Raw genomic sequence first — 15,532 nt, 5'->3', positions numbered from 1 at the left:
GAAGATCAAGGCAACCGGCAGACCCAGCGCGCGGGCCGCGCTTTTCGGCGCAGCGGCCGCTTTGGCACTGATCGCCGCCCACCCGGCGGTCGCGCAGGATCCGGGCGAGGTGCAGACCAAGCAATACGACGACGGCGGCGTCTATGAAGGCACGTTCACGGACGGCCGTCAGAACGGCACCGGCACTTACCGCCTGCCCAACGGCTATGAATACACCGGCGACTGGGTCGACGGCGAGATCCGCGGCCAGGGCACCGCCCGGTTTCCGAACGGATCGATCTATGAGGGCGCCTTCGCCAAGGGCAAACCCGAAGGCGTCGGCAAGATCACCTTTGCCGACGGCGGCACCTACGAGGGCGATTGGGTCGACGGCAAGATCGAGGGCGAAGGCATCGCCACCTATGCCAACGGCGTCACCTACGAGGGCGGCTTCCGCAACGCCCAGCACCACGGCATCGGCCGCATGACCAGCCCGAACGGATACGTCTATGACGGCGCCTGGGTCGACGGCGAAAAGGAAGGCCGCGGCACGATCATCTATCCCGACGGCGCGATCTACGAAGGCGCCCTGGCGGACGGCAAGCGCCACGGCGAGGGCACGCTGACCATGCCCGACGGCCTGACCTATGTCGGCGGCTGGCAGAACGGAGAGATCAGCGGCACCGGCGTGCTGACCCAGCCCAACGGCGACGTCTACGAAGGCACCCTGGTCGCCGGAGAGCGCGAGGGCGAAGGCAAGGTCACCTATGCCAACGGCGACACCTATGTCGGTGCCTTCAGCGGCGACCGGCGCGAGGGCAAGGGCACCTTCACCGGCACCGACGGATATACCTATACCGGCGATTGGGTCGCCGGGCGGATCGAGGGGCAAGGCACCGTCACCTATCCCGACGGCTCGGTCTACGAGGGCCAGTTCCGCGGCGATCTGGCCGACGGCACCGGCAAGATCACCTATCCCGACGGCAGCACCTATGAAGGCGGCTGGGTGCAGGGCGTGATCGAGGGCGAAGGCATCGCCACCTATGCCAATGGCCCGGTCTACGAGGGCGGGTTCAAGGACGCGAAGAACGACGGCCAGGGCACCATGACCTATCCGGACGGCTATACCTATGTCGGCGGCTGGAAGGATGGCCAGCGCCACGGCGAAGGCATCGCCACCTATCCCGATGGCACCGTCTATGAAGGCGGCTTCGTCGAGGGCGAACGCAGCGGCCAGGGCAAGATCACCATGCCCGACGGCTTCAGCTATGTCGGCGAATGGCAGGACGGCGAGATTTCCGGCACGGGCGTCGCGACCTATGCCAACGGCGACGTCTATGAAGGAAGCTTCGTCGCCGGCAAGCGTCAGGGCGAAGGCACGATCCGCTATGCCACCGGCGAAGAGGCCAGCGGCGAATGGGAATCAGGTGTGCTGAGCGACCAGATCACATCGGAAGCCACCGCAGAATAGGGCAACGCCGTGCCGCGCTGACGCGCGGCGCCTGCGGCGCGAGTATTTCGGGCAAGAAAAAACCGCGCGCCCTGCCCTGCTCAGACCGGGTCACCGGCAGACAGGCGGCCAAGCCAGGCGTCGGCTTCGGCCAGAACGGTGTCGCGCTTGTCCTGGTCCATCCGGTCCCAGGTCGCATACATCTGTGACATGCGGGGATTTTTCACAAAGCGATCGCGGTGGCGATCCAGGAACGCCCAATAGAGCAAATTGAAGGGACAGGCGTTCTCGCCGGTCTTGTCCTTGACCTTGTAGGCGCAGGATTTGCAGTAGTCCGACATCTTCGCGATGTAATTGCCCGAAGACACGTAGGGTTTCGAGCCGACGATGCCGCCATCGGCAAACTGGCTCATCCCGATGACGTTGGGCGCCTCGACCCATTCATAGGCGTCGGCATAGACCGCCAGATACCATTCATGCACCTCGTGCGGGTCGATCCCGGCCAGCAGGGCGAAGTTGCCGGTGATCATCAGGCGCTGGATGTGGTGCGCGTAGGCCTCGGCCCGGGTCTGCGCGACGGTGCGCGCGACACAATGCATCCTTGTCTCGCCGCCCCAGAACATCGCCGGCAGCTTGCGTTGATGGTTGAGCGCGTTGCGGCGGGTATACCCGGGCCCCTCGCGGAAATAGATGCCGCGCATGTATTCGCGCCAGCCGATGATCTGGCGGATGAAGCCTTCGACGGCATTGATCGGGGCGGCGCCGTCTTTCCATGCCTGTTCAGCCGCCTCGCAGATCTCGCGCCAGTGCAGCAGGCCGGCGTTCAGATACATCGAGATGACGGCGTGATAAAGGAACCGTTCATCGCTGAGCATGGCATCCTGATAATCGCCGAACTTCGGCAGGGCATTGTTGACGAAATGGGTCAGGGCGCGGCGGGCCTGGGTGCGGTCGGTGGCGAACCAGAACGGATGCAGATCGCCGAAGTTGTCGGCGAAGCGGGCCTGCACGAGGTCAAGCACCTCGGTGACCGTCTCATCGGGGGTGAACTGCATCGGGCCGCCGAAATCCACCGTGCCGGGGGCCGGTTTGCGGTTGTCGTGATCGAAATTCCACTTGCCGCCGGCCGGGTCGTCGCCGTCCATCAACAGGCCCGTGCGCCGGCGCATGTCGCGATAGAAATACTCCATCCGCAACTCCTTGCGCCCGTCGGCCCATTCTTCGAAATCGGCGTGCGAGGCAAGAAACCGGTCGTCGCCCAGCATCTGGACCGTCAGCGGCAGATCGTTCAGCGCCTCGATCAGCCGCCATTCGCCGGGTTCGGTGATGATGACCTCGCCCGCGCCATACTGGTCCGCGCGGCGCAAGACTTCGCCGCCGATCGAGCCGGAGTTTTCGGTATCGTCGAGCATGGTATAGGCAACCGTCCAGCCATCTTCGCGCAACTTCGCCGCGAACTTGCGCATGGCGGCGAACAGGAAGGCGATCTTCTTGGGGTGGTGCGCCACATACGTCGCTTCGGCCGACACTTCGGCCATGACGATCACGTCGTCCGGTTCGGCCGCTTTCAGTGCCGCGATGTCGGGCGAGAGCTGATCGCCCAGGATCAGGATCAGGCGGCTCACCACGGGATCTCGCGCGCGGCGTAATCGTAAAAGCCGCCGGTGTTTTCGGTGGTCAGGCCATCACAGACATCCAGCAGGTTCCGTGCGGCTTCGGCCGGCGTGACCTTGTCGTGACCGGGGTAATCGGCGGTGAAATCGGTCGCCACGGTGCCGGGGTGCAGACAGACGGCGATGGCGTGACGGTGCGAGCGCGACAACTCGATGGCGCCCCCGTGGATCAGCTGGTTCAGCGCGGCCTTGGCCGCGCGGTAGCCATACCAACCGCCCATGGCGTTGTCGCCGATGGAGCCGACCCGCGCCGACAGCGCAGCAAAAACCGCGCGCCGGTCGCGCGGGATCAGCGGCACCGCGTGTTTCAGGATCAGCGCGGGACCGATGGCATTGACCGCGAATTGCCCGGCCAGACCTTCCGCGCTTACCGATTTGAGCGACTTTTCGGGCTGGTAGCCCTCCACCACCAACGCCCCGGTGGCCACGAAGATCAGATCGAACGTGCCGTCGAGGGCGTCGACGTGGTGTTTCACGCTGGCCTCGTCGGTGACGTCGAGTCCGTCGTCGCGCCGCGACAGGGCGGTGACGTCGGCATCGCGCGATTTCAACGTCTCGACAATGGCGCGACCGATGCCGCCCGACGCTCCGATGACCAAGGCTCTCATGCATCCACTCCCAAATGGTTCAAAGGTCAGCTAGGGGGGCGGCACGCCACGTCAATCGGGGGTTTTCTTTTGTCGCGGCCCGCGTATAGTCGCCCCATGGAACACCGCGCCCAGATCACGCCTTCTTGCGCCCGTCCGGCGACCGGTCGTGATTTCGCCTGTTTCGGCGACTTCGGCCTGCGCGGTCTGCTGCTGCTTAGCCTGCCCTGAGCGTGCCCTCCGGCGCGGCCGCTCAGTGTGGACAGCGCCGGACCCGCAGATCGGCCACAGGACATTCCATGGACATACGCATCAGCAGGACCGCACAGCCGCCTCCGGGCAGCTTGCGCATCCCTGATCGGTCCGGCCACATCATCAGACAGGCGGGCAACGCCCCCGCACCCCGGCGCGCCGACAGCGCAGGGAAACCATTTTCGAAGGAGGCTTCACGATGAGCCATGACGACAACCGCGTATTCATCTTCGACACCACGTTGCGCGACGGCGAACAATCCCCCGGCGCCACCATGAGCCATGCCGAGAAGCTGGAAATCGCCGAGCTGCTGGACGAGATGGGCGTGGACATCATCGAAGCCGGGTTTCCCATCGCGTCCGAAGGCGACTTCGAAGCGGTCAGCGAGATCGCGCGCCGGGCAAAGGACGCCACGATCTGCGGTCTGGCGCGGGCGAACCTGAAAGACATCGACCGGTGCTGGGAGGCGGTGAAACACGCCCGCTCGCCGCGCATCCATACGTTCATCGGCACTTCGCCCCTGCACCGCGCGATCCCGAACCTGACCATGGACGAGATGGCCGAGCGGATCGAACAGACCGTCACCCACGCGCGCAACCTGTGCGACAACGTGCAATGGTCGCCCATGGATGCGACGCGCACCGAATGGGAATACCTGTTGCGCACGGTCGAAATCGCCATCAAGGCCGGGGCGAGCACGATCAACATCCCCGATACCGTGGGCTATACCGCACCGGTGGAATCCGCCGACCTGATCCGTCGCCTGATCGCCGAGGTGCCGGGCGCCGACGGGGTGATCTTTGCCACCCATTGCCACAACGACCTGGGCATGGCGACGGCCAACTCGCTGGCCGCCGTGGCCGGCGGCGCGCGCCAGATCGAATGCACGATCAACGGGTTGGGCGAACGTGCGGGCAACACCGCACTGGAAGAGGTCGTGATGGCCCTGAAGGTGCGCAGCGACATCATGCCGTGGCAGACCGGCGTGGACAGCACCAAGATCATGCACATCTCGCGCCGCGTGGCGACCGTGTCGGGCTTTCCGGTGCAGTTCAACAAGGCCATCGTCGGCAAGAACGCCTTCGCGCACGAATCGGGCATCCACCAGGACGGGATGCTGAAGAACGCCGAGACGTTCGAGATCATGCGCCCGGCGGATGTCGGCCTGAAAGAGACGAACATCGTCATGGGCAAGCATTCGGGCCGCGCGGCCTTGCGCTCGAAGCTGAAAGAGTTGGGATTCGAGTTGGCCGACAACCAGCTTAACGACGTGTTCGTGCGGTTCAAGGCCTTGGCCGATCGCAAGAAGGAGGTCTATGACGAGGATCTCGAGGCGTTGATGCGGGTGCAGGCCGGGGCCGTGGACAACACCATCTCGGTCAAGTTCCTGCGCGTCATCTGTGGCACCGAGGCGCCGCAGTCGGCCGATCTGATCCTGACCATCGATGGCGAGGATCATCAGGTCACCGCCACCGGCGACGGACCCGTGGACGCCGCGTTCAAGGCGATCAAGGAGTTGGTGAGTCATGACGCGCACCTGCAACTGTATCAGGTCCATGCCGTCACCGAAGGCACCGACGCCCAGGCCACCGTCACCGTCCGCCTTGAGGAAGACGGGCGCATCGTGACCGGCGAATCCGCCGACACCGATACCGTCGTGGCGTCCGCGCGGGCCTATGTCGCCGCATTGAACCGGCTGATGGTGCGCCGCGCCATGTCCGGGCCAGACGCGGATGTGAAGGGCGTCAGCTATAAGGATGTCGGCTGACCCTTGCCTGGGGCGGTCCGGTTTGCGGGCCGCCCTGACCATGCCTGGGGGCGGAACAGAATTAATTCTTTCACGATTGCGTCAAGGCGGGGCCAACAGCAGAATTTCACAGGCGCCGCAATCTGACGGAAATCGAACTGTATGTTCGCGCCAAGGACATTCATATTCGGACATTCCGTTCATCACGCCCCCCGCGCGATCCGCGCCATGTCGCCGACGCCGCGCGGGATCGTGCCGAATTTACCGGCCGAAGCCTTTCGCGTTCCCGCCCCTGTCCCTATAAGGCGGTCGGACCTGCGCCGGGGTGGAGTCGCAGGGAATAACACCACCACGCAAAGGGTGACGCGATGGGAAGTCTAACCGGTCTGTTTTCGTCCGACATGGCGATCGACCTCGGGACCGCGAACACGCTGGTCTATATCAAGGGCAAGGGGATCGTGCTGAACGAACCTTCGGTCGTCGCCTACCATATCAAGGACGGGCGCAAGCAGGTCCTGGCCGTCGGCGAGGACGCCAAGCTGATGCTGGGGCGCACGCCCGGTTCGATCATGGCGATCCGGCCGATGCGCGAGGGCGTCATTGCCGATTTCGACGTGGCCGAGGAAATGATCAAGCATTTCATCCGCAAGGTTCACAAGCGCACGACCTTTTCCAAGCCCAAGATCATCGTCTGCGTTCCCCACGGCGCGACGCCAGTGGAAAAGCGCGCGATCCGTCAGTCGGTCCTGTCGGCCGGCGCGCGGCGGGCCGGGCTGATTGCTGAACCGATCGCGGCGGCGATCGGCGCCGGGATGCCGATCACCGATCCAACCGGCAACATGGTCGTGGACATCGGTGGCGGCACGACCGAAGTCGCCGTGCTGTCGCTGGGCGATATCGTCTATGCGCGCAGCGTGCGGGTCGGCGGCGACCGGATGGACGAGGCGATCATCAGCTATCTGCGGCGCCAGCATAACCTGCTGATCGGCGAATCCACCGCCGAACGGATCAAGACCACCATCGGCACCTCGCGGATGCCCGACGACGGACGCGGGGCGGCCCTGATGATCCGGGGGCGCGATCTGTTGAACGGTGTCCCGAAGGAAACCGAGATCAACCAGGCCCAGGTGGCCGAGGCGCTGGCCGAACCGGTTCAGGCGATCTGCGAGGCGGTGATGAGCGCGCTCGAGGCGACGCCGCCGGATCTGGCGGCCGATATCGTCGACCGGGGCGTGATGCTGACCGGGGGCGGCGCGCTTCTTGGCGATCTGGATCTGGCGCTGCGCGAGCAGACCGGGCTGGCCGTTTCCGTGGCCGACGAATCCCTGAACTGCGTGGCACTGGGCACGGGCAAGGCGCTGGAATACGAAAAACAGCTGGCGCATGTGATAGACTACGACAGCTGAGTGGCGGCCATCCGCCACGCAACGGAACCGAACCATGGCACGCGACAGAGGCACCAGCGACGAATACGTTCGCCCGATCCGCCGGATTCTGGTCAGCGGTCTGATCTTCCTGTGCCTCGCGATCTTCCTGTTCTGGCGGATCGACAGCCCGCGCGCCGAACGCCTGCGCGCGCAGATCGTCGATCGCGTCGTGCCGTCGTTCGAATGGGCGCTGGTTCCGGTGACCAAGATCGCGGGCATGGCCGCCGACTTTCAGAGCTATACGCGGATCTATGAACAGAATCAGGAGTTGCGCCGCGAGCTGCGACAGATGAAGGCCTGGAAGGAAGCGGCGCTTCAGCTTGAGCAGCAGAACGCCAAGCTGCTGGATCTGAACAAGGTGCGGCTGGATCCGTCGCTGACCTTCATCACCGGCGTTGTGCTGGCCGATTCGGGCTCGCCCTTCCGCCAGTCGGTGCTGCTGAACGTGGGCGCGCGCGACGGCATCCGCAACGGCTGGGCCACCACCGACGGCTTGGGCCTTGTGGGGCGGATTTCCGGCGTCGGCGAAAGCTCGTCGCGGGTGATCCTGCTGTCGGACAACAACAGCCGCATTCCGGTGACGATCCAGCCCTCGGGCCAGCGATCGATCCTGGCGGGCGACAACACCGCCCTGCCCCTCTTGGATTTCCTCGAAGCGCCGGAAACCGTCCGCCCCGGTGACCGTGTCATCAGTTCAGGCGACGGCGGGGTGTTCCCTGCCGGTCTTCTGGTGGGTCAGGTCGTCCAGGGGGCCGACCGGCTGTTGCGGGTGCGTCTTGCGGCCGACACCGAGCGTCTGGAGTTTCTGCGGGTGCTGCGCAGCCACGCGGGCGAACAGGTCGACGACCCCGGCACCCTGGTGGTGCCCGATCGCCCGGTTGCCCCGATAACCCAGATCACCACCGGGGGCGGCGATGGTTGACCCCCAGTCGCGCAAGCGCGCACTCTACCGCGGTCTTTACGTCCTGATGATGGTGGCCGTCGTCTTCGTGCATCTGTTGCCGTTCGGCCTGGGCGACACCCATGTGCCCGGCCCCGACATCCTGACCCTTCTGGCCTTTGCCTGGGTGCTGCGTCGGCCTGATTACATCCCGGCGTTCCTGGTGGCGCTGGTGACGCTGTTTTGTGATATCGTGTTCCTGCGCCCGCTGGGCCTGTGGACCGCGCTGGTGCTGATCGGGTTCGAATTTCTGCGCAACCGCGCCGTTCTGGCCCAGGAGCAGCCGTTCCTGGTTGAATGGTTCATGGTCGGCGCCACATTGAGTTTCATGACCATGGCCAACGCCGCGATCCTTGCCGTCTTTCTGGTGCCGCAGCCTCCCTTCGCGATGGCTGCGCTTCAGATGGTCATTTCGGTGGCGTTCTATCCCGTGGTCGCCCTGGTGTCGCGCTATGCGCTGGGCGTGCAGCGACCGGCCCCCGGCGCGATCGAAGCGATGAGGTATCGGGCATGAAACGTTCACCGAAGGATACCGAAACCTCGGTGCGCCGGATCACCCGGCGCGGCATGGTGCTGGGATCGCTCCAGCTTGGAATGATGGGCGTTCTGGGTTGGCGGATGCGCCAGATGCAGGTCGAACAGGCCGACGAATTCCGCCTGCTGGCCGAAGAGAACCGCATCAACATGCGTCTGATCGCCCCGGCGCGCGGTCTGATCTTCGATCGCGGCGGCATTCCCGTGGCCGAGAATACCCAGAACTATCGCATCGTCATCGTGCGCGAGGATGCCGGCGACGTCGACGCCGTGATCGACCGGCTGCGCCAGCTGATCTATCTCGATCCAGACGAGCTGGAACGCTCGCTGCGCGAGATGAACCGGCGCAGCGCCTTCGTGCCGGTCACCCTGACCGACCAGAGGTCGTGGGAAGATATCGCGACCGTCGCCGTCAACGCCCCCGCCCTGCCCGGCATCATCCCCGATGTCGGTCTGACACGTCATTATCCGCTGGGTCCGGATTTTTCGCATATCGTCGGGTATGTCGGCCCGGTCAGCGATTACGACCTGTCGCGGATCGAGGACAAGGACCCCCTGCTTCAGATTCCCAAGTTCCAGATCGGCAAGACCGGCGTCGAGAACAAGTATGAACGCGAGCTGCGCGGCAAGGCCGGCAACAAGCGGATCGAGGTCAACGCCGCCGGGCGCGTCATGCGCGAGCTGAGCCGTGACAACGGTGTGCCGGGCGCCAATCTGCAACTGACCGTCGACACGAACCTGCAGAACTTCGTCGAGGCCCGGCTGAGCCTCGAGGAAAGCGCCGCCGCCGTCATCATGAGCCCGCAGAGCGGCGATCTGCTGGCCATCGGTTCGGCCCCCACGTTCGATCCCAACAAGTTCGTGCGCGGCATTTCCGTGCCCGATTACAAGGCGTTGACCGAAAACATCTATCGCCCGCTGGCCAACAAGTCGGTCCAGGGCGCCTATCCGCCCGGATCGACCTTCAAGATGATGGTGACGCTGGCGGCATTGGATGCGGGCGTCATGGGGCCGGAAGATACCGAATACTGTCCCGGCTTCAGCAAGGTCGGCGACCGGCGGTTCCACTGCTGGAAACGCGGCGGCCATGGCTATGTGAACCTTGAGAAAAGCCTGCAGCAATCCTGCGACGTCTACTATTACGAGCTGGCCCAGAAGGTGGGGATCGACAAGATCGCCGAAACCGCGCGCCGGTTCGGCTTTGGCGAACGGTTCGATATCCCGATGTCGGCGGTCACCTCCGGCATCATGCCCGACAAGGCGTGGAAACGCGAACGCTATGACGCCGAATGGCGGATCGGCGATTCGCTGAACGCCTCGATCGGCCAGGGCTATGTGCTGGCCTCGCCTCTGCAACTGGCCGTGATGACGGCGCGCTTGGCCTCGGGCACCTCGGTCATGCCGCGGCTGATCAAGTCGGTCGACGGGGTCGAGACGCCGATCGAGGGCGACACGCCGCTGGGCTTCAACGAAAACCACCTGCGCATGGTGCGCCGGGGCATGTATGCCGTGACGAACACCCGGCGCGGCACCGGATATTCGGTGCGCATCGACGCCGACAACCAGCGCATCGCGGGCAAGTCCGGCACCAGCCAGGTCCGCAACATCACGGTGGCCGAGCGCGCGCGCGGCGTGACCAGCAACGCCGACCTGCCGTGGGAGCGGCGCGACCACGCCTTGTTCGTCGCCTACGCCCCCTACGAGAACCCGACCCATGCGGCGGCCGTGGTCGTCGAACACGGCGGCGGCGGATCGTCGGTGGCGGGACCGCTGGCGCGCGACATCCTGCTCTATGCCATGCATGGCGGCATCCCCCCGCTCGACGCCTATCCGTCGTCACAGCGCGCCCGGATCCGCGCGCAATTCGCCAAGCTGGAGCTGCGCGAAAGCGCCGCGCAACCCGGTCGCGACCGGGCCTGAGGGAAAGCCGCGCCGATGTCCTATCTTGAATACTACGTCAAACGTGTTCCCACCGGACCTTCCAAGATCCTGCACCTGAACTGGCCGCTGGCGATCCTGCTGACGGCGGTGGCCTGCGTCGGCTTCCTGATGCTCTATTCCGTCGCCGGCGGCTCGATGACGCCCTGGGTCGAACCGCAGATGAAACGCTTTGCCCTCGGGATGGTGCTGATGATCGCCATCGCGATGGTGCCGATCTGGTTCTGGCGCAACATGGCCGGGCTGGCCTATGGCGCATCGCTCCTGCTGTTGCTGGGGGTCGAATTCTTCGGCTCGACCGGCATGGGGGCGCAGCGCTGGATCGATCTGGGGTTCATCCGGCTGCAACCCTCCGAGCTGACCAAGATCACGCTGGTGATGATCCTTGCGGCCTATTACGACTGGCTGGACATCGGGAAAACGTCGCGCCCGCTGTGGGTGGCGATCCCGCTGCTGCTGATCCTGGTGCCGACCTATCTGGTGCTGCGCCAGCCCGATCTGGGAACGGCGTTGCTGCTGGTCATGGGGGGCGGTGCGGTGATGTTCATCGCCGGGGTCAGCTGGTGGTATTTCGGCATCGTCATCGCGGGCGGCGTCGGCCTCGTGTCGGCGGTCTTCTCGTCGCGCGGCACGTCGTGGCAGCTGCTGAAAGACTATCAGTATCGGCGCATCGACACCTTTCTCGACCCGTCCAGCGATCCGCTCGGCGCCGGCTATCACATCACCCAATCCAAGATCGCCCTTGGGTCCGGCGGCTGGACCGGCCGCGGCTTCATGCAGGGCACGCAATCGCGGCTGAACTTCCTGCCTGAAAAGCACACCGACTTCATCTTCACCACCCTGGCCGAGGAATTCGGGTTTCTGGGTGCGTTCTCGCTGCTGGTGCTCTATGCGCTGATCATCCTGTTCTGCTTCTATTCGGCCCTGTCGAACAAGGACCGGTTCGGATCGATCCTGACCCTCGGGATCGGTGTGACATTCTTCCTGTTCTTCGCCATCAACATGTCGATGGTCATGGGGCTGGCGCCCGTGGTGGGCGTGCCCCTTCCCCTTGTCAGCTATGGAGGATCCGCAATGCTGGTTCTGATGGTCGCCTTCGGCCTGACCCAATCCGCCCATGTCCACAGGCCGCGCAGCCGATGATCCGCGTCCTGTTTTCCGCCACGCCCGACCGCTGGGCCGAATATCGCGCGCCGTTGACATCGTCGTTCGGCGAATGCGGTCTCGACGTCGATCTGGCGACCGATCACGCCCCCGCCGATGTCGATTACATCGTCTTCGCGCCCGATGGCCCGGTCACCGACTTCACCCCCTATACCGCGTGCAAGGGCGTGCTGGGCCTGTGGGCCGGGGTGGAGACGATCGTCGACAACGCCACGCTGACACAGCCCCTGGCGCGGATGGTGGATACCGGCCTCAGCGAGGGCATGCGCGACTGGGTGACGGGCCACGTTCTGCGCCATCATCTCGGTATCGACACCGACATCCACGGCCAGACCGGTGAATGGCGTCCGCGTTCCGTGCCGCTGGCGCGGGATCGCCGCGTGGGCATCCTGGGGCTGGGCGCATTGGGGGCGACCTGTGCAAGGGCGCTGGCCGACCTCGGCTTCGACGTCGCCGGCTGGAGCCGCAGCCCCAAGACGATCGACGGCGTGCGCACCTTCCATGGCGACGCCGGCCTGTCCGACAGTCTCGCGCGTTCCGAAATCCTGGTGCTGCTGCTGCCCCAGACGCCTGCCACCGAAAACACGCTGAACGCCGCAACGCTGGCCAGGCTTCCCGCCGGCGCGATGATCATCAATCCCGGCCGCGGCCCGCTGATCGACGACGACGCACTGCTCGACGCACTCGACCGCGGCCATATCGCCCACGCTACCCTCGACGTGTTCCGCACAGAACCTCTGCCGTCGGATCACCCGTTCTGGGCCCATCCGAACGTCACGGTCACCCCCCACATCGCCAGCACCACGCGCCCCGACACCGCGGCGCGCACCATTGCCGAAAATATCGCCCGCAGCGAAAGCGGCAAACCGATGCTGCACCTCGTGGATCGCGACGCCGGTTATTGAGCGAACGATCCCGGCTTTTTCTTGCCGTAAATACTCGAATCCCGCGCCCGCCCCGATCGCGTCATCGCAATCTGGGCGGACGCGCGGGATCCATGCCCGGTGCGCCGGGCGCCGACGCCTCATGCCGGGGCAGATCGAACCGCAAGCCGACCCTGGCCAGCCGCGCCGCCAGCGGGTCGGATGCGGCAAAGAACGCGACGTCCAAGGTTCCGGCCTCGACGCCCGAAAACGTCAGCGCCTCGCCCGTGGCGCGGGCAATGGCGTCCTCGGCCCCCGGTTGAGCGTCGATGAAGGCCAGAAGATGCCCCTGTCCGCCGCCGGCATAGGTCACGCCCGCCAGCCAGGCGTGATCGGCCATCCCGCCGGCCGTCGCCAGCTTGGCGTCCAGCGCATGCAACAGCGCCTCGGGCAAGCCGCGGGGCGCGCTGAACGACTCGGGCCGCCCCACCAGCCGGTCGGGCACCTGCGCCAGCGTGGTGTTCAGCCACGTGACTGCTTCGGCGCCCAACAGGATCGACGATGGCGCGACATCGGGGTTCAACGCCAGGCCGGTGTTCTGCCCGGCCAGCATGGCGATCACCGTGCGCCCCGACAGCGCGGCATAGGGCGCGGGGCCACCGGTGAAGGTGGCCAGCCGGTCCTCGCGGTCGAACACCAGCACGAAGGTGCCTTCGCCCGTTTCAAAGACCTGCGGATCCAGCGCCGCGGCCTCGGGTTCCCGCGTCAGCAGCAGGAACAGTTCGTTGTCGGCCAGCCGCTCGAAAAACCGCAGCCGCGCGGCATCGTCGTCGGGGGCGGCATCCATGGCGGCGTGGGCGCGATCAAGCGGTGTCATGACAGAACCTCGGCGATACGGGCACGAAGGGCCGGCAGCAGGTCGGCCTCGAAATAGGGGTTTTTCCTGATCCAAGCGGTATTGCGCCACGACGGGTGGGGCAAGGGAAAGATCGTCGGCGCATGGGCGCGCCACCCGGCCACGTGATCGGCCACACGTCCCGGCCCCAGGTGCCATTTCTGCGCGTATCCCCCGATCAGAAGCGTCAGGGGAACCGCGCCGATATATGACATCACCTCGGCGCGCCACGTCCGCGCACAGACCGGCGGCGGCGGCAAGTCGGATCCCTTGGAATCGTAACCCGGGAAACAGAACGCCATGGGGGCAATGGCAACCCGGTCACGATCGTAGAACGTCGTCTCGTCCAGCCCGGTCCAGTCGCGCAACCGGTCGCCCGACGGATCGGTGAACGGACGCCCCGATGCATGGACCCGCGCGCCCGGTGCCTGTCCCACGACCAGGATCCGCGCGCCCGGCCGAAACCACACCACGGGGCGTGGACGGTGCGCGGTCGCCGTGGCGGCAAAGCGTTCGGCACAGAGCGTGCAGGCGGACAGGCGTTCGGGAAGATCCATGACTGGCAAGCTAGCCGATCGGCGGGCACTGGCAAATCCTGCTTGCCATCGTTCTATATTTCTAATTACCTAGAAATATAGAAAGCGAGGCATTGCGATGAAACATCCCACCGACCACACCCTCAGCGTCGAACAGGCGGCATCGACCTTTGCCGCTCTCGGATCGGAACAGCGGCTGGGCGTGCTGCGCACGCTGGTGCGCGCCGGTCCCGAGGGGCTGAGCATCGGCGCATTGGGCGAGGCATCCGGTGTTACCGGATCGACCCTGACCCACCATCTGCGGATCCTGACGCAGGCCGAACTGATCCGCCAGACCCGGCAGGGCCGCTCGACCATCTGCGCCGCCGCCGATTATGCCCATGTAGAGACGCTTTCGCGTTATTTGCTGACCGAATGCTGCGCCGATACCACCAGCGACAGCCGCGACGATCACGCCCATGACTGATACCGTCCAGACCCCGCCGCGCCGCCACCTGCCGAAGATCATCCTGTCGGCGTGGGGCGCGTCGGCCGTCGTGGTCGCGCTGGTTGCGCTGTTCGATCCGACCGCGCTGGCCGATATCCTGCGCGATGCCGCCGGATCCCTTGTCGGAACCCTGCCGTTCATCGCCTTTGCCGTCCTTGCGGTTGCCTATCTCAAGGCCAGCGGCGCCGAAACCCTGCTGGCCCGCGCGTTCGAGGGGCGCGAGGTGCGGATGATCGTGCTTGCCGCGATGCTGGGCGGGATTTCTCCGTTCTGCTCGTGCGAGGTGATCCCGTTCATCGCGGCACTTCTGGCAGTCGGCGCGCCGCTGTCGGCGGTCATGGCGTTCTGGCTGGCGTCACCGCTGATGGACCCGGCGATGTTTCTCATCACCTCGGCCACGTTGGGTTGGGATTTCGCGCTGGCCAAGACCCTTGGGGCGGTGGCGATCGGTCTGGGCGGCGGCGCGACCGTCATGGCGTTCCGGTCCAGCGCGGTCTTTGCCGATCCGCTGAAGCCACGGGCGGCGCCCAACGGGTGCTGCGGCGCGCCGAAACCGTTCGCGGGCAGACCGGTCTGGCGTTTCTGGCACGACGACACCCGCCGCGCGACCTTTCGCGCCACCGCCACCGAAAACGCGTTGTTTCTGGGCAAGTGGCTGCTTCTGGCCTATGTGTTCGAGGCGCTGATGATCCGCTATGTCCCGGCTGAAATGGTCGGTGGTCTGCTGGGCGGCACGGGGATCGTCCCCGTGTTGATGGGGGCGCTGGTGGGCGGCCCGGCCTATCTGAACGGCTATGCCGCCGTGCCATTGGTCGACGGACTGTTGACGCAGGGCATGGCACCGGGGGCGGCGATGTCGTTCATGATCGCGGGCGGCGTCAGTTGCATTCCCGCCGCCATCGCGGTCTGGGCCCTGGTCAAACCGCGCATCTTCGCGGCCTATATCGGAATCGCCATGACCGGCGCGGTTCTGGCGGGTCTTGCCTGGGGGGCGCTGGCCTGATCCCTCGCGCATCGCCGGGCCGCGACCCGCGCGATCATGGTTGTCCGATACGCCGGG

General features: G+C 65.6%; 14 protein-coding genes. 10 read left to right on the top strand and 4 right to left on the bottom strand.

Annotation, left to right across the window (positions count from 1 at the left end; all coding sequences use genetic code 11):
• The first annotated feature begins 61 nt into the window (after nt 1-61).
• Nucleotides 62-1,450, top strand: coding sequence for an MORN repeat-containing protein (locus CFP68_RS13060; RefSeq protein ID WP_241524096.1), 1,389 nt, complete (start codon nt 62-64; stop codon nt 1,448-1,450).
• Between the two features lie 80 nt (nt 1,451-1,530).
• Here the strand turns inward: CFP68_RS13060 and CFP68_RS13055 are convergent, their stop codons facing one another.
• Together CFP68_RS13055 and CFP68_RS13050 are read right to left on the bottom strand one after the other, a co-directional pair.
• Entirely contained in the window at nt 1,531-3,057 is a 1,527-nt protein-coding gene (locus tag CFP68_RS13055; protein ID WP_099827390.1) for a cryptochrome/photolyase family protein, read from the bottom strand.
• Nucleotides 3,051-3,710, bottom strand: coding sequence for an SDR family oxidoreductase (locus tag CFP68_RS13050; protein WP_099827389.1), 660 nt, complete (start codon nt 3,708-3,710; stop codon nt 3,051-3,053). The genes CFP68_RS13055 and CFP68_RS13050 overlap by 7 nt, the downstream gene beginning before the upstream one ends.
• Nucleotides 3,711-4,140: 430 nt before the next feature.
• On the opposite strand from CFP68_RS13050, the gene CFP68_RS13045 reads away from it, so the two are divergent.
• From CFP68_RS13045 to CFP68_RS13015, 7 genes are all read left to right on the top strand, one after another.
• On the top strand, nt 4,141-5,709 hold the full coding sequence (locus CFP68_RS13045; RefSeq protein ID WP_099827388.1) for a 2-isopropylmalate synthase: 1,569 nt from the start codon (nt 4,141-4,143) through the stop codon (nt 5,707-5,709).
• Nucleotides 5,710-6,056: 347 nt separating this feature from the next.
• Nucleotides 6,057-7,094 carry a rod shape-determining protein gene (locus CFP68_RS13040; protein ID WP_099827387.1) on the top strand — a complete coding sequence of 346 codons (1,038 nt, stop codon included), beginning with the start codon at nt 6,057-6,059 and terminating at the stop codon, nt 7,092-7,094.
• Between the two features lie 34 nt (nt 7,095-7,128).
• Entirely contained in the window at nt 7,129-8,037 is a 909-nt protein-coding gene (mreC, locus tag CFP68_RS13035; protein WP_099827386.1) for a rod shape-determining protein MreC, read from the top strand.
• Nucleotides 8,030-8,569 carry a rod shape-determining protein MreD gene (locus CFP68_RS13030; protein WP_099827385.1) on the top strand — a complete coding sequence of 180 codons (540 nt, stop codon included), beginning with the start codon at nt 8,030-8,032 and terminating at the stop codon, nt 8,567-8,569. Before mreC ends, CFP68_RS13030 begins: the two co-directional genes overlap by 8 nt.
• Nucleotides 8,566-10,509 (top strand): penicillin-binding protein 2, encoded by a 1,944-nt coding sequence (gene mrdA, locus CFP68_RS13025; RefSeq protein ID WP_099827384.1) that lies wholly within the window; start codon nt 8,566-8,568, stop codon nt 10,507-10,509. Before CFP68_RS13030 ends, mrdA begins: the two co-directional genes overlap by 4 nt.
• A 15-nt stretch (nt 10,510-10,524) precedes the next feature.
• Nucleotides 10,525-11,670, top strand: coding sequence for a rod shape-determining protein RodA (rodA, locus tag CFP68_RS13020; protein WP_099827383.1), 1,146 nt, complete (start codon nt 10,525-10,527; stop codon nt 11,668-11,670).
• Complete coding sequence (locus CFP68_RS13015) at nt 11,667-12,596, top strand: 2-hydroxyacid dehydrogenase (protein ID WP_099827382.1); 930 nt, start codon at nt 11,667-11,669, stop codon at nt 12,594-12,596. The genes rodA and CFP68_RS13015 overlap by 4 nt, the downstream gene beginning before the upstream one ends.
• A 61-nt stretch (nt 12,597-12,657) precedes the next feature.
• On the opposite strand, the gene CFP68_RS13010 is transcribed toward CFP68_RS13015, so the two are convergent.
• Complete coding sequence (locus CFP68_RS13010; RefSeq protein ID WP_099827381.1) at nt 12,658-13,431, bottom strand: SseB family protein; 774 nt, start codon at nt 13,429-13,431, stop codon at nt 12,658-12,660.
• Nucleotides 13,428-14,006, bottom strand: coding sequence for a uracil-DNA glycosylase family protein (locus CFP68_RS13005; RefSeq protein ID WP_099827380.1), 579 nt, complete (start codon nt 14,004-14,006; stop codon nt 13,428-13,430). The genes CFP68_RS13010 and CFP68_RS13005 overlap by 4 nt, the downstream gene beginning before the upstream one ends.
• A 97-nt stretch (nt 14,007-14,103) precedes the next feature.
• On the opposite strand from CFP68_RS13005, the gene CFP68_RS13000 reads away from it, so the two are divergent.
• Both CFP68_RS13000 and CFP68_RS12995 read left to right on the top strand, forming a co-directional pair.
• On the top strand, nt 14,104-14,451 hold the full coding sequence (locus CFP68_RS13000) for an ArsR/SmtB family transcription factor (protein ID WP_099827379.1): 348 nt from the start codon (nt 14,104-14,106) through the stop codon (nt 14,449-14,451).
• A complete protein-coding gene (locus CFP68_RS12995; RefSeq protein ID WP_099827378.1) occupies nt 14,444-15,475 on the top strand; it encodes a permease in 1,032 nt (343 codons plus the stop codon). The genes CFP68_RS13000 and CFP68_RS12995 overlap by 8 nt, the downstream gene beginning before the upstream one ends.
• Nucleotides 15,476-15,532: the final 57 nt, after the last annotated feature.

This window comes from Oceaniglobus indicus (assembly GCF_002751875.1).
Lineage (GTDB): Bacteria > Pseudomonadota > Alphaproteobacteria > Rhodobacterales > Rhodobacteraceae > Oceaniglobus > Oceaniglobus indicus.
This window is presented reverse-complemented; position numbering and strand designations above follow the sequence as displayed.

Bases quoted from the DNA above. Each gene is read 5' to 3' on its own strand.
- CFP68_RS13050 (WP_099827389.1), bottom strand. From the start codon at position 3,710: ATGAGAGCCTTGGTCATCGGAGCGTCGGGCGGCATCGGTCGCGCCATT.
- CFP68_RS13045 (WP_099827388.1), top strand. From the start codon at position 4,141: ATGAGCCATGACGACAACCGCGTATTCATCTTCGACACCACGTTGCGC.
- CFP68_RS13040 (WP_099827387.1), top strand. From the start codon at position 6,057: ATGGGAAGTCTAACCGGTCTGTTTTCGTCCGACATGGCGATCGACCTC.
- mreC (WP_099827386.1), top strand. From the start codon at position 7,129: ATGGCACGCGACAGAGGCACCAGCGACGAATACGTTCGCCCGATCCGC.
- CFP68_RS13030 (WP_099827385.1), top strand. From the start codon at position 8,030: ATGGTTGACCCCCAGTCGCGCAAGCGCGCACTCTACCGCGGTCTTTAC.
- mrdA (WP_099827384.1), top strand. From the start codon at position 8,566: ATGAAACGTTCACCGAAGGATACCGAAACCTCGGTGCGCCGGATCACC.
- rodA (WP_099827383.1), top strand. From the start codon at position 10,525: ATGTCCTATCTTGAATACTACGTCAAACGTGTTCCCACCGGACCTTCC.
- CFP68_RS13015 (WP_099827382.1), top strand. From the start codon at position 11,667: ATGATCCGCGTCCTGTTTTCCGCCACGCCCGACCGCTGGGCCGAATAT.
- CFP68_RS13010 (WP_099827381.1), bottom strand. From the start codon at position 13,431: ATGACACCGCTTGATCGCGCCCACGCCGCCATGGATGCCGCCCCCGAC.
- CFP68_RS13005 (WP_099827380.1), bottom strand. From the start codon at position 14,006: ATGGATCTTCCCGAACGCCTGTCCGCCTGCACGCTCTGTGCCGAACGC.
- CFP68_RS13000 (WP_099827379.1), top strand. From the start codon at position 14,104: ATGAAACATCCCACCGACCACACCCTCAGCGTCGAACAGGCGGCATCG.
- CFP68_RS12995 (WP_099827378.1), top strand. From the start codon at position 14,444: ATGACTGATACCGTCCAGACCCCGCCGCGCCGCCACCTGCCGAAGATC.